Raw genomic sequence first — 12,328 nt, forward strand, 5'->3', positions numbered from 1 at the left:
TGATTTAACTCAATATCAAACCGGCTACAATAGGGCTGACAAAGACATAGAGAATACCGGTGACACCGATAGCCAAACCACCCATGGCTCCTGCTACAGAGCCGTATCGGAAGGCTGTGCCTGTTCCGACTGCGTGGCCTGTTCCTCCAAGGGAAAGACCAACAGCTACTGGGTCGTCAATTTTCAACCACTTCAAAAGGGTTGGGCCGATGACACTGGTTAAAATTCCAGTCGCCACTACAACCACCAAGGTCACAGTCGTCAGACCTTGCAATTTTTCTGTGATTCCCACTGCCATAGCAGTTGTTACTGACTTGGGAAAGAGAGAAATGGCTAGGAAAAAGTCCATGCCAAAAATTTTCGCCACAAGTGCTGTGAAAGAGGTATTGACCACTACCGCTAACAGACTACCAAAGAGAATACTGCGAGCATGGTGCTTCATCAGATGAAAACTCTTATAAAGCGGAATCCCCAGAGCCACGGTCGACGGAACAATCAAGTTGTTCAGATAAACCCCACCTTGGTAGTAATCTTGGTAAGAAATACCCGTCACTTTTAGAAAGATGATAATGAAAACAGCTGACAAAAGCAAGGGCGTTGTCAATGGATGGGGAAAACGTCTGTAAATCAGCATTCCCACTAGATAAGCTAGGATTGACAGGGCAAGCCCAAACAGGGGATTGGAAACAAATTCACTCATTTGGCATCTCCTTTCTCATAATCTCCCTCAAACCGTCTCTTGATAAACTGAACCACCAAAGCAATGAGGATAATATTGATAACAGCTGCAAAAAAGACAATCAAAACAATGGGCAAAAGATAGGGAGCAATCACATCAAACTTTTCCATGATTCCCACTGCTGGCGGCAAAAAGAGAATGGTCATATTGGCCAGCAAGAAATTCCCCACCATGTTGACATGTCTGGTTCTCAGCCACTTGAATTGTAGGGCTAGAAAGAGAATAATCAAACCGATAATACTGCCTGGGATAGGCAAATGAAAGAAACTGGAAATCCCCTCTCCGATTAGAGAAATCACAAAGAGAATCATTAATTGAACATATAATTTCATCCTAAACTCCACGAAATAGACTTCTTGCATACCAGTTTACTCTTTTTTCAGAAAATTTCAAGGAAATGCACAAGAGTCATTAAAAATTAGAGAGGAAAGGGGATACAAACAATTCTTGACTTGTGAAAACAGTGTAATTTAGGATAAAATATTCCAGCGTCCTTCTTGCCAGTATCCTTGAAAAGTAGTATAATTATTGCATGCGCAATCATCTTGTGATGCAGAGACTGTCCGTGAATGGACTTTCCTCTATTTACAACTCTAAAAAGAAAGGAGATACTATGACCTATTTGGAAAAATGGTTTGACTTCAATCGGCGTCAGAAAGAAATCGAGACTCGCTTGGAAGAGACCATTGCCCAGCAGAGCGAGCAAAGTCTGACCTTGAAAGAGTTCTACCTACTCTACTATCTGGACTTGGCTGAAGAAAAATCTCTACGCCAGATTGACCTGCCAGATAAGCTTCATCTGAGCCCGAGCGCTGTTTCTCGGATGGTGGCTCGCTTGGAAGCTAAAAATTGCGGTCTGCTCAGTCGTATGTGTTGCCATCAAGATCGACGCTCTAGCTTTATCTGCCTGACAAGTGATGGACAAAAGACACTGGCCTCGCTACAAAAGGCTGTCGAAGAAAGCTTGGAAACTGGTTTGGATCTCTTGATTTGAGATGATTTTAGAAAAAAGTTGCGTGCGCAATCATTTTTCTTGACATTCTCTTTTACAAGGAGTAAAATAAAGTCATCATTAAACAAAGGAGTTTTTAAAATGATTGAAATTACCTATCTAGATGCCAGCAAGAACGAAAGAACTGTGACTTTCGAATCTTATGAAGACTTTGATCGTTCGCAACAAGCTTGCCTTATCGGCGTCGCAGACTACTACCCTGTCCAAAAATTAACCTACAATGGTCATGATTTGGACTACCATGGGACTTATGGAGATGTCTTCTTCTATCTCATGAAACAAGATTTAAGCCAATATAACTAAAAAAGGAGAAATACAATGGCAAAAGCAATTACAGATGCAACATTCGAACAAGAAACAAAAGACGGTTTGGTCTTGGTAGACTTCTGGGCAACTTGGTGTGGTCCATGTCGTATGCAAGGTCCAATCTTGGATAAATTGTCTGAAGAACTTTCAGAAGATGTTTTGAAAATCGTTAAAATGGACGTTGATGAAAATCCAAACACAGCTCGTGCCTTTGGAATCATGTCTATCCCAACTCTTCTCTTCAAAAAAGACGGCCAAGTTGTCAAACAAGTTGCAGGTGTTCATACTGCAGAACAAATCAAGGCCATCGTTGCTGAATTGAGCTAATCACATTAGAGACCAAGTACTTTCTTTGGTCTCTTTTTTCTTGCCCTTTGCCATTTTTCAAAAAATATGCTAGACTGTAAGTAGAATATTACGATGTTTGGGACATGCCATCGCTAAAAAAAACCTCTACTTGGTATTTTTTAGCTCCCTAATGGGAGCTTTTTGCGTGCTCTGAACATTTCCCATTTTGGAAGGAGTACTATGAAACGTCAATCAGCCTTGGTCGTCTTTAGTGGCGGTCAAGATTCTACAACCTGCCTCTTTTGGGCTAAAGAACACTATGAAACGGTCGAAGCTGTTACCTTTGCCTACGGCCAACGCCATCATCTCGAAATTCAAGTCGCTAGAGAAATTGCTAAGGAACAGGGGATTCGCCATCACATCCTAGATATGTCTCTACTGGGACAAATCACTGAAAATGCCTTGACCTCTGATATGGAGATTGAGCAAAAAGAGGGAGAGGTTCCCAATACCTTCGTTGATGGTCGCAACCACCTCTTTCTATCCTTTGCGGCAGTTCTTGCTAAGCAACGGGGCATTACAGACATCGTGACAGGTGTCTGCGAGACAGATTTTTCAGGCTACCCTGATTGTCGAGATGTCTTTGTCAAATCCCTCAATGTCACCCTCAACCTTGCCATGGATTACGACTTCGTTATCCAAACACCTCTCATGTGGCTAGACAAGGCTGAAACTTGGGAATTAGCTGACAAACTCGGTGCCTTTGACTATGTTCGTGAAAAGACCTTAACCTGCTACAACGGGATTATCGGAAGTGGCTGTGGAGATTGTCCAGCCTGCCACCTACGTCAGCATGGTCTAGATGTTTATCTCTCACAGAAAGGAGAGGACTAATGTTTTTTGCACCCAAAGAAATCAAACAGGAAACTGGGGAGTCTCTTGTCTACAATCCTCACAGAACCTTGGTATCAAAAGAATTTACCTTCGATGCTGCCCACCACCTCTTTCACTATGAGGGAAAATGCAAATCCCTGCATGGTCATACCTATCATCTGCAGATTGCTGTCAGTGGATTTTTAGATGAACGTGGCATGACCTACGATTTCGGAGACATCAAAGCGATCTACAAGAACTACTTAGAGCCCCACTTGGATCATCGCTATCTAAACGAAACTCTTCCCTATATGAACACGACTGCTGAAAATATGGTTTACTGGATTTTCCAAACCATGAACCAAGAGTTGCCAGACGAGCGCGGTCTCCGTTTGGAATACGTTCGCCTCTATGAGACTCCGACTGCCTTTGCGGAGTTTAGACGGGAGTGGTTAGATGACTAGGGAACGTGTTCTCAAACTACCAGTTCTGGAAATTTTTGGCCCAACCTTTCAAGGCGAAGGTCGTGCTATCGGGCAGAAAACCATGTTTGTCCGCACTGCTGGTTGCGACTACCACTGCGACTGGTGCGATTCTGCCTTTACTTGGGATGGCTCTGAAAAACCAACTCGTATGACAGCTGACGAAGTCATTGCTGCCTTGGATAAATTGGGGAGCTACGACTATGTAACCCTGTCTGGGGGAAATCCTGCTATCCTAGCAGCCAACATGGCTGAACTCGTCACTAAACTCAAGGAACGTGGTGTCACTCTAGCTGTTGAGACCCAAGGCTCCCGCTGGCAAACTTGGTTGAAAGACATCGACCAAGTTACTCTCAGTCCCAAACCTCCTTCATCCAAGATGGAAGTCAACTTTGAGACCTTGGACTTTATCGTTTCCCAACTGGATCCAGACAAGGTCACCTTTAAAATCCCTGTCTTTGACGATGCCGATTTAGCCTTTGCGAAAGGCATTCAAGAACGTTACCAACCAGATGTCCTCTTCTTATCGGCTGGAAATCCTGAGCCCAAGGCCACAGGCAATATTGTCCAAGACCAACTGGACCGCCTCAAAGAACTCTGGGAACGCATCGCTGCCGACGATAGCTGGGGCAATGTCCGCGTCCTTCCTCAACTCCATACACTCCTCTACGATAACCAACGTGGTGTTTAAAATTAGAAAGAAAAAATCATGTCACAACAAGAAGAAATGAAAAACCTAAGCCTCCTCGGCAACAAAGAAACCAACTACATTTTCGAATATCAACCAGAAGTCCTCGAATCCTTTGACAATCGTCATGTGGAAAATGACTATTTTATCAAATTTAACTGCCCTGAATTTACCTCACTTTGCCCAATTACTGCTCAACCAGACTTTGCGACGATTTATATTTCCTACATCCCTGACAAGCTCTGTGTTGAGTCAAAATCCCTCAAACTCTACCTCTTTAGTTACCGAAACCACGGAGATTTCCACGAAAACTGTATCAACACCATCGGGAAAGACTTGGTCAACTTGCTAGACCCTCGCTATTTAGAAGTCTGGGGAAAATTCACTCCGCGCGGTGGCATCTCAATTGACCCCTACTACAATTACGGTAAGCCAGGAACTAAGTATGAAGGCTTGGCAGAACAACGCCTCTTCCAACACGACCTTTATCCAGAGAAAATTGATAACCGCTAATACTCTTCGAAAATCTCTTCAAACCGCGTCAACATCGCCTTGCCGTATGTATGGTTATTGACTTTGTCAGTTTCATCTACAACCTCAAAACAGTGCTTTGAGCAACCTGCGGTTAGTTTCCTAGTTTGCTCTTTGATTTTCATTGAGTATAAACAGATACGAAAAAGCCCTGTTCCTCAAAATGAGGAGCAAGGCTTTTTGAGTTTCAATTATTCTTCTGTTCCAAGGAAGTTTTTTGCAACAAGGGCTGCAAGAACCCCACCAACGATTGGCGCAAGGATGAAAATCCAAACTTGTTGAAGAGCTGCGCCACCTACCAAGACAGCTGGTGCCAAGCTACGAGCTGGGTTTACTGAAAGCCCAGTAATGTTCAATCCCACAAGAATCATCGCCATCAAGGACAAACCGATTACCAAACCAGCAATCGCGCCATTTCCCTTGCTTTCTGAAGTCACAGTCATGATAACCAAGACAAACAAGAAAGTTGCGATAACTTCAAACAAGAAACCACCAAAGACAGTAACACCGTTTGCCAAGGCATTTTCACCAAGACTTGCAGTTGACATACCTGAATTAGACAAGAGGAAGAAGACCGCAGCTGACGCAAGGAAAGCTCCAACTACTTGTCCAAAGATGTAGTTGACAAGCTCCGAAGATGACAAACGTTTATTGACAAACATAGCAATCGAAACAGCTGGGTTCAAGTGGGCACCTGAAACAGTTCCGATTGAGTAGGCTGCAACTACGATTGCCAGACCAAAGGCAAAGGCAATCCCTAGGTGACCAAGGCCATCAAGACCATTTCCAAAAACAACAGCTCCCGTCCCAACGAACACAAGCATGAACGTACCGATTAACTCAGCAACAATTTTTTTCATTTTCTTTCTCCTTTTTTCAAAAACTAGATATTAGTCTATCAAAAGAAAGAAAGGGTTTCAAGAAAATTGATTGGAAATTTTCAGGATAGAATTCTATAAAAACGGTAGCATTTATTTGAAACATTTTTTCCAAAGTTATATAATGTCAATATAGTTCTAATTAGTTATTCATTCCCTAATTTGAACTAATTTTTACAACTTTGCTGTTCTTTTATGAACGTTTGAATGGTATCGTGGATACCAAGGAGGAAGCATATGTCTAAAGTTGCTATTGTCACAGGTGCAGGTCAAGGAATCGGTTTTGCAATCGCAAAACGATTGGTTCAAGATGGCTTTAAGGTAGGAGTCTTAGACTACAATCCCGAAACAGCTGAAAAAGCTGTTGCCGAATTATCAGCTGAAAATGCCTTTGCTGTCGTGGCCGATGTTTCGAAACAGGCCGAAGTTGCACAAGCATTTCAAAAGGTTGTTGACCATTTTGGTGATTTGAATGTTGTCGTAAATAACGCTGGTGTTGCTCCAACTACTCCTCTTGATACAATTACTGAGGAACAATTTACACGCACTTTCGGTATCAACGTTGGTGGTGTCATTTGGGGTTCACAAGCTGCACAAGCGCAATTTAAAGCACTTGGCCACGGAGGTAAAATTATCAACGCAACCTCTCAAGCTGGTGTAGTCGGCAATCCAAATCTAACTGTTTATGGTGGGACAAAATTTGCTGTTCGTGGAATTACGCAAACATTAGCACGTGATTTAGCAGACTCAGGCATCACTGTTAACGCCTACGCACCAGGTATTGTGAAAACACCAATGATGTACGACATCGCTCATGAAGTTGGTAAAAATGCAGGAAAAGATGACGAGTGGGGTATGCAGACATTTGCAAAAGATATTACCCTAAAACGTCTATCTGAACCAGAAGATGTGGCTGCTGCTGTCAGCTTCCTTGCAGGACCGGATTCAAACTACATTACAGGACAAACCATTATCGTTGATGGTGGTATGCAATTCCATTAAGATACAGGAAAAGAGGTTGGAAAATGATTCAACCTCTTTTATTAGTTTTCATTATTAGTTAGGAAGATACAATAGAAACCCTTTCAATAAATAATATTAGCTTATCCCTAGTATTGAAAAGACTGGATAGCTTCTTTCAAGTCATCTTGTAAACTATTTCTCTGGTCAAGTTGGACATAGACTTCCAACAGACAAGATCTAAAGTTGGAAAATTTGTAAAAATCCTCCCTTTCTTCTATCGGAAAGTCAACAGTTTTTATCCAAGAAGCTACTTGCTCTTGCGCTAACTTCCCTTGTAAAATCGGTTCATAGATCACTCTTGCTAAACGCCAATCTTCATCATCTGTAAAGCGAATCGAAATTCTTTTAAATAGTTGGCCAAGTATATCAAATACTTCATGAACTCTGTTTTTAGGAAAGTCTGGATGACAAACCACCTCTGTCAGTAAATCGGCTCCATGTGCAAAAGCATGAACCCAACCATACTGACTTGAAAAACCCCTTGTATCCTTTTCTTTTGAAAGATAATACAAACCCTGATTTAAAAGGACATTACGAATTACTGCATTTAATTCCTGATAAAAAATCGATTGCTGGTTGGCATCTGCCGACAAGAGATTTGCATAAATAAGCGCCCTAAAAGAACGTTCAAGTGTTGGCAGGCCTACCTTATCAATCTCTTTATCGAGTCCTCCATCAGATAAAATTTCCTCAGCAATGAAATGAAATTGTTCCTGTGTAAATAGCTCTTCCTGAATCCCTCTAGCAAAGCTTGTAAAAACAAGATCATCGCGAATTTCTGGAGAAGGATCTCCCAAATGGTCAAGCAACCACTGGATTTCTTCATCATGATAACTTGGTTTTTCTTCTGCCATTTTTATAAGTAACTCTTGATACATGGGCAATACCTCTACATTTCTAGCAACTTGATATAATCTAGACCCCATTTCTCGACAGCATCTAAAACAACTCTGAATTCCTGCCCCATTTCGGTTAAGCTGTACTCAACTCGTGGTGGAACTTCGGCATAGACCTTTCGTTGAACAATCTTATCCTTTTCTAATTGACGGAGATGACGGGTCAAAATAGTTTGAGTAATCCCAGGCAATAATCTCTGCAATTCTTTAAATCGTTTGGTACCCGTACTCAACTGGTAAATGATTACCAGTGCCCATTTCCCCGTTAAAACCCTCTGCGTTGTCGCAAATGGACAAATCCCATACTCACTCACTTTATTTGTCATAAAATATCTTCTTTCTATTTTTTAAAAAATTTATCTTTTAGTATCAATAAAAGTACTACTTTTGATACCAGCTATCAAAAAAGTGTCTACTTGTTTTTTTGTTTGTAACTGTTACAATTATATCATAAAAAAGAAATGGAGAATAGATATGTCAACAAACTTAGAAATTTTCAATGCTTATAACCAAGCTTTAATTGCTGGTGACTTTCCTGGTGTCTTTGAAACGATGGCAGACGATATTGTCTGGCATCAACCTGGTAATCATAGTATATCTGGTACAGTTGTTGGTAAGGACAAGCTAGGAGCTCACCTAGCTACATTTGCTGAGAAAACTAATGGAACCTTTAAGGTGATAACAAATTGGGTTTCTGACAATAAGGATTTAATCGCAGCCAATGTTACTTTTCTTGGAACACGGGCTGATGGTACTGAACTCAATATGAACGGGATTGACCTCTTCCGTATTGAAGACGGAAAAATCAAAGAAGTTTGGCTCTTCTCTTCAGATCAAGCTGAAGAAGATAGCTTTTGGGGATAATTTAAGAGGTAGGGACAAAAAATTTTGATTTTAGGAATTCTTTATTCTAAATTTTTAAAATCGATAGATTAGAAAAAAAGCGAACAAGACAGAATTCTGAGTATCAGATAACTCGTTTTGTTCGCTTTTTATATTTAAGTTAAACTTTTGTCCCCGACTCTTTTAATTTACTCTCCCAACTGGGCACTGTAGGCGATAATCTGGTCAACTGTGTCAGACAAGAACTGGATGGTATCACGGAGTGGTTTATCTGTTGAAATATCGGCTCCGATAATCATGGCTGACTCAAGCGGTGTCTTACTACCACCTGATTTGAGGAGATTGAGCCAGTCTTCAGCTCCGTTCTCAGAATGTTTCAGATGTAGGTAACCAGCTGTCGAGATTACAAGACCTGCAGAATAAGTATAGCTATACAAGCCCATGTAGTAGTGAGCTTGGCGCATCCAAGTCAAAGCTGCATCATCATCAATCTCAATGGCATCACCCCAGAAATCCGTCAAGACTTCCTTCATAATACTGTTGAGTTTGCTTGCCCCGAAGGTTTCTCCTTCTTCAATCAATGTATAAACCTTACGTTGGAAGGCTGCTTCCAAGAGGTGAGTGATAAAGTTATGGAAGTAGGTGTCTGTCAAGCGGTGAGCCAGAGCGAAGCGTTTTTGACGAGGGTCGTCAGATTGATGCTCCAAGTAATCACTGAGAAGCAATTCATTGAAGGTTGACGGCGCTTCAACATAGTAGGTCGACATGTGGGCATTAAAGTAGCTTTGATGATTATCTGAAAAGATGAATTGACCAGAATGCCCGATTTCATGAATCAAGGTATAGACATCGCTCAAACGCCCTGTCCAGCTCATGAGAACATAAGGGTGCACGCGATATGGATCCGCCGCATAGCCACCAGAATCCTTGCCACTATTGGCAGCGAAGTCCACCCAGCGCTCTTCTTGATAGCGAGCAACTTCCTGACAATATTCTTGACCCAAAGGTTCTACCGACTTCATGACCAAATCATAGGCATCGTCAATGGTCACTTGAGGATTGAGGGCGCTATCCAAGTCCAATTTCCAGTCTGCAAAGGTCATCTTTTCAAGACCATTGACCTTGGCAACATGCTTGAGGTATCTCTGTGCAACTGGGGCAAAATCCTTCATGATGAGGTCAATCTGGCGGTCAAACATAGCACGGTCCACTTCTTGTTCAGCCAGAAGATAATCAAAGACGGAGTCATAGCCCTTCATATCAGCTAGTAGTTTTTCAGACTTAACTTGAGCTAGGTAGGCTGCCGCAGCCGTATTTTGGTGCTTACGAAGACCTTCTGAGAAGGAACGGAAGGATTTCTCACGAACCTCAGCGTCCTCATGGTTTTGGTAGAAGTTCTCATAGGTAACAAAGCTATTTTTGTAGGTCTTGCCATGAGCTTCAAAGTCAGCCATTTCAAAATCCCCAGCTCGCATCTTAGTGTAAATATCCTGCGGACTGTAGAAAACCTCTCCTAAATTGGTCAAGGCCTTCTCCACATCAGCCCCTAGATAGTGAGCTTTTTTGATTTTTGCCTGACGAATGGCCGCCGTCAAATGAGGTAATTCACCCAAACGGTCCAAGACTTCCTCGTCTGCTGCCACCAAGGCATCGTCAAAGAAGGCCAAGGCTACGCTGGCGTCTGTTTCAAATTCCATCCCAGCTTGGGCAATATTGGCAAATTCGTCATTGCTATAGTCCGTCGTCTGAGGCATAAAACCATAGTTTCCAATATGGCTCATCTGAATGTAGATTTGCTCTAATTCCGCAAAGGCCTTTTCAAAATCCTCAAAAGTATGAAGATTACCCTTGTAATCACGGCTAAATTGATTGATGTCTTCTCGAGCCTTCTCGATTGCACGTAAGAAATCCTCACGGTCTTGGTATAGGGCTGTTAAATCCCAAAGTTCCTTCTCTGGAAATTCTGAACGGTGTTTTTGTTCCATTTTCTTCCTCTTATTTCTCTAATTCTAATAAAACACTAAGGGCTGATAAAGCGTAAAGTGGTGCTGTTTCTGCTCGCAAAATACGAGGACCAAGTCCTGCAAGAACAGCTCCTTTTGCTTCAAAACTTTCGATTTCCGCAGGTGACAGGCCACCTTCTGGACCAAAGATAAAGAGTAATTTGGCTCCTTTTTCAAGACCAGTGACTGCTTGTAAAAGTGCAGCGGCTTCTCCTTCTTTGGCCGACTCTTCATAAGCTACTACGACGCGGTCAAACTGGTCAAGTTGGGCTAGAAAGTCTGCTTTCCTTTCAAAAAGCTGGATACTTGGAACAACATTACGCTTGCTTTGCTCGGCCGCTCCAAGGGCAATTTTTTCTAGTTTTTCGACCTTTTTACCCAATTTCTTTCCATCCCACTTAGCAACGGACCAATCGGCAGGAAAGGCCCAAATCTGGCTGGCACCCAGTTCGGTTACTTTTTGAGTGATAAACTCCAACTTGTCCCCCTTGGGAAAGCCGGATGCAATGGTCACTTGAACGGGCAGTTCCACATTGTCAGCTAATTCTTGGACCAACTCAAACTGACGTGCTTCTACATCCAGCACGCGCGCCAAGCGCTTAATTCCATCATCAAAAACCAAAGTAACCTCATCATCTTCTTTCAAGCGCATAACCTGAAACATATGCTTGCTGGTTTCCTTGTCCTCAATGGTGACTGGCGAGGTAGCATTACCCTTGACAAAATACTGCTGCATACTAGCCTCCAATCACACCTGAAATATCCTTAGTTTTTTTGAAAACACAGGCATTCCATTCCCCTTGAACCATATGAGTTTCGAGGAAAAATCCAGCTGACTCAGCCGACTCGCGCACCATGCCCCACTTGTCCTTAATAATTCCACTCATGATGAGGTAGCCTTCATCCTTGACCAAACGATAGGCATCGTCTGTCAGATGAATGAGGATATCCGCCAAGATGTTTGCCACGATGACATCTGCCTCAATCTCAACACCCTTAAGCAAGTCTCCAGCAGCAACATGGATATTTTCCATTCCAGGGTTGAGCTCAATATTTTCCTGAGCAACACGAACCGCCACATCATCCAGATCGTAGGCAAAGATTTCCTTAGCACCAAGCAGCGAGCTGGCAATAGAGAGAACCCCTGAACCAGTCCCCACATCTAGCACTGTTTCCCCACCACGAAGAACCTGCTCCAAGGCAAAGAGGCTCATCTTGGTAGTTGGATGCGTTCCAGTACCAAAGGCCATACCAGGGTCCAGCTTGATAATCTTTTCCCCAGCAGTCGCCTCATAGTCTGTCCAAGACGGCACGATAGTCAAATCATGAGTGATACGAGCTGGTTCATAGTATTTCTTCCAGTTGTCTGCCCAGTCTTCCTCAGCCAAGGCAGTCGTCCCCATCTTGATCTCACCCAAATCCATAAAATCTGTCAATTCTGCTAGGCAAGCCTGTAAATCTGCCTCAACCACTTCCACATCTACCGTGTCAGGATAGTAGGCTGTCACTACGATTTCTTCCTGTTGCTCGACCTCTGGGAAAATCTCGCCGAAGCGGTCAACATTTCCCACATAGTCCATACTGTCTTCAATCGCGACACCTTGCGCTCCCAACTCAATCAAGAGATTGGAAACCAATTCCTCCCCCTCACGCTTCACTGTAACTTTTAACTCTTGCCATGTTTCCATATTTAAGATACCAAGCCCGTAAAACACAAAACCAAAATAGGAAATTCTCTGAAGACGCTTGTGTCTAAGAGAAGTTTA

General features: G+C 42.7%; 17 protein-coding genes. 9 read left to right on the forward strand and 8 right to left on the reverse strand.

What is annotated here, in order from left to right; genetic code table 11:
- Positions 1 to 4: 4 nt before the first annotated feature.
- Both HT724_RS03860 and HT724_RS03865 read right to left on the reverse strand, forming a co-directional pair.
- Positions 5 to 700 carry an LrgB family protein gene (locus HT724_RS03860; protein ID WP_173225627.1) on the reverse strand — a complete coding sequence of 232 codons (696 nt, stop codon included), beginning with the start codon at positions 698 to 700 and terminating at the stop codon, positions 5 to 7.
- Complete coding sequence (locus HT724_RS03865) at positions 697 to 1,071, reverse strand: CidA/LrgA family protein (RefSeq protein ID WP_000781325.1); 375 nt, start codon at positions 1,069 to 1,071, stop codon at positions 697 to 699. The genes HT724_RS03860 and HT724_RS03865 overlap by 4 nt, the downstream gene beginning before the upstream one ends.
- Positions 1,072 to 1,352: 281 nt before the next feature.
- Here HT724_RS03865 and HT724_RS03870 point away from each other — a divergent pair, with 281 nt between their 5' ends.
- The 7 genes from HT724_RS03870 (at position 1,353) to queF (ending at position 4,901) form a co-directional block, all read left to right on the forward strand.
- On the forward strand, positions 1,353 to 1,733 hold the full coding sequence (locus HT724_RS03870) for a MarR family transcriptional regulator (protein ID WP_173276521.1): 381 nt from the start codon (positions 1,353 to 1,355) through the stop codon (positions 1,731 to 1,733).
- A gap of 99 nt (positions 1,734 to 1,832) precedes the next feature.
- The gene (locus HT724_RS03875; protein ID WP_000570256.1) at positions 1,833 to 2,054 is read left to right on the forward strand and encodes a DUF4649 family protein; all 222 of its coding nucleotides are present in this window, start codon (positions 1,833 to 1,835) and stop codon (positions 2,052 to 2,054) included.
- A gap of 15 nt (positions 2,055 to 2,069) precedes the next feature.
- Positions 2,070 to 2,384 (forward strand): thioredoxin, encoded by a 315-nt coding sequence (trxA, locus tag HT724_RS03880; RefSeq protein WP_001029581.1) that lies wholly within the window; start codon positions 2,070 to 2,072, stop codon positions 2,382 to 2,384.
- A gap of 201 nt (positions 2,385 to 2,585) precedes the next feature.
- A complete protein-coding gene (queC, locus tag HT724_RS03885) occupies positions 2,586 to 3,239 on the forward strand; it encodes a 7-cyano-7-deazaguanine synthase QueC (RefSeq protein ID WP_173276520.1) in 654 nt (217 codons plus the stop codon).
- The gene (gene queD, locus HT724_RS03890; RefSeq protein ID WP_000464573.1) at positions 3,239 to 3,682 is read left to right on the forward strand and encodes a 6-carboxytetrahydropterin synthase QueD; all 444 of its coding nucleotides are present in this window, start codon (positions 3,239 to 3,241) and stop codon (positions 3,680 to 3,682) included. The genes queC and queD overlap by 1 nt, the downstream gene beginning before the upstream one ends.
- A complete protein-coding gene (gene queE, locus HT724_RS03895) occupies positions 3,675 to 4,391 on the forward strand; it encodes a 7-carboxy-7-deazaguanine synthase QueE (protein WP_033687235.1) in 717 nt (238 codons plus the stop codon). The genes queD and queE overlap by 8 nt, the downstream gene beginning before the upstream one ends.
- Positions 4,392 to 4,409: 18 nt before the next feature.
- On the forward strand, positions 4,410 to 4,901 hold the full coding sequence (gene queF, locus HT724_RS03900) for a preQ(1) synthase (protein WP_000082587.1): 492 nt from the start codon (positions 4,410 to 4,412) through the stop codon (positions 4,899 to 4,901).
- 209 nt (positions 4,902 to 5,110) lie between these two features.
- Here queF and HT724_RS03905 read toward each other — a convergent pair whose 3' ends face one another.
- A complete protein-coding gene (locus HT724_RS03905; RefSeq protein WP_173276519.1) occupies positions 5,111 to 5,779 on the reverse strand; it encodes an MIP/aquaporin family protein in 669 nt (222 codons plus the stop codon).
- A gap of 255 nt (positions 5,780 to 6,034) precedes the next feature.
- Between HT724_RS03905 and HT724_RS03910 the strand changes: the two genes are divergently transcribed.
- Positions 6,035 to 6,799 carry a (S)-acetoin forming diacetyl reductase gene (locus HT724_RS03910; protein WP_000048147.1) on the forward strand — a complete coding sequence of 255 codons (765 nt, stop codon included), beginning with the start codon at positions 6,035 to 6,037 and terminating at the stop codon, positions 6,797 to 6,799.
- Between the two features lie 107 nt (positions 6,800 to 6,906).
- Here HT724_RS03910 and HT724_RS03915 read toward each other — a convergent pair whose 3' ends face one another.
- Positions 6,907 to 7,698: a DUF2785 domain-containing protein gene (locus HT724_RS03915; protein ID WP_173276532.1), complete on the reverse strand. Its 792-nt coding sequence runs from the start codon at positions 7,696 to 7,698 to the stop codon at positions 6,907 to 6,909.
- Between the two features lie 11 nt (positions 7,699 to 7,709).
- Complete coding sequence (locus HT724_RS03920) at positions 7,710 to 8,042, reverse strand: helix-turn-helix domain-containing protein (RefSeq protein WP_000182730.1); 333 nt, start codon at positions 8,040 to 8,042, stop codon at positions 7,710 to 7,712.
- Positions 8,043 to 8,190: 148 nt separating this feature from the next.
- Here HT724_RS03920 and HT724_RS03925 point away from each other — a divergent pair, with 148 nt between their 5' ends.
- The gene (locus HT724_RS03925; protein WP_173276518.1) at positions 8,191 to 8,580 is read left to right on the forward strand and encodes a nuclear transport factor 2 family protein; all 390 of its coding nucleotides are present in this window, start codon (positions 8,191 to 8,193) and stop codon (positions 8,578 to 8,580) included.
- A gap of 167 nt (positions 8,581 to 8,747) precedes the next feature.
- Here the strand turns inward: HT724_RS03925 and pepF are convergent, their stop codons facing one another.
- From pepF to prmA, 3 genes are read right to left on the reverse strand one after another with little or no spacing between them, the layout of a single operon-like run.
- Entirely contained in the window at positions 8,748 to 10,544 is a 1,797-nt protein-coding gene (gene pepF, locus HT724_RS03930) for an oligoendopeptidase F (RefSeq protein ID WP_173276517.1), read from the reverse strand.
- Positions 10,545 to 10,554: 10 nt separating this feature from the next.
- On the reverse strand, positions 10,555 to 11,298 hold the full coding sequence (locus HT724_RS03935) for a 16S rRNA (uracil(1498)-N(3))-methyltransferase (RefSeq protein ID WP_173276516.1): 744 nt from the start codon (positions 11,296 to 11,298) through the stop codon (positions 10,555 to 10,557).
- Position 11,299: 1 nt separating this feature from the next.
- Complete coding sequence (gene prmA / locus HT724_RS03940; protein ID WP_173276515.1) at positions 11,300 to 12,250, reverse strand: 50S ribosomal protein L11 methyltransferase; 951 nt, start codon at positions 12,248 to 12,250, stop codon at positions 11,300 to 11,302.
- Positions 12,251 to 12,328: the final 78 nt, after the last annotated feature.

Source organism: Streptococcus sp. k-402 (assembly GCF_013277515.1).
Lineage (GTDB): Bacteria > Bacillota > Bacilli > Lactobacillales > Streptococcaceae > Streptococcus.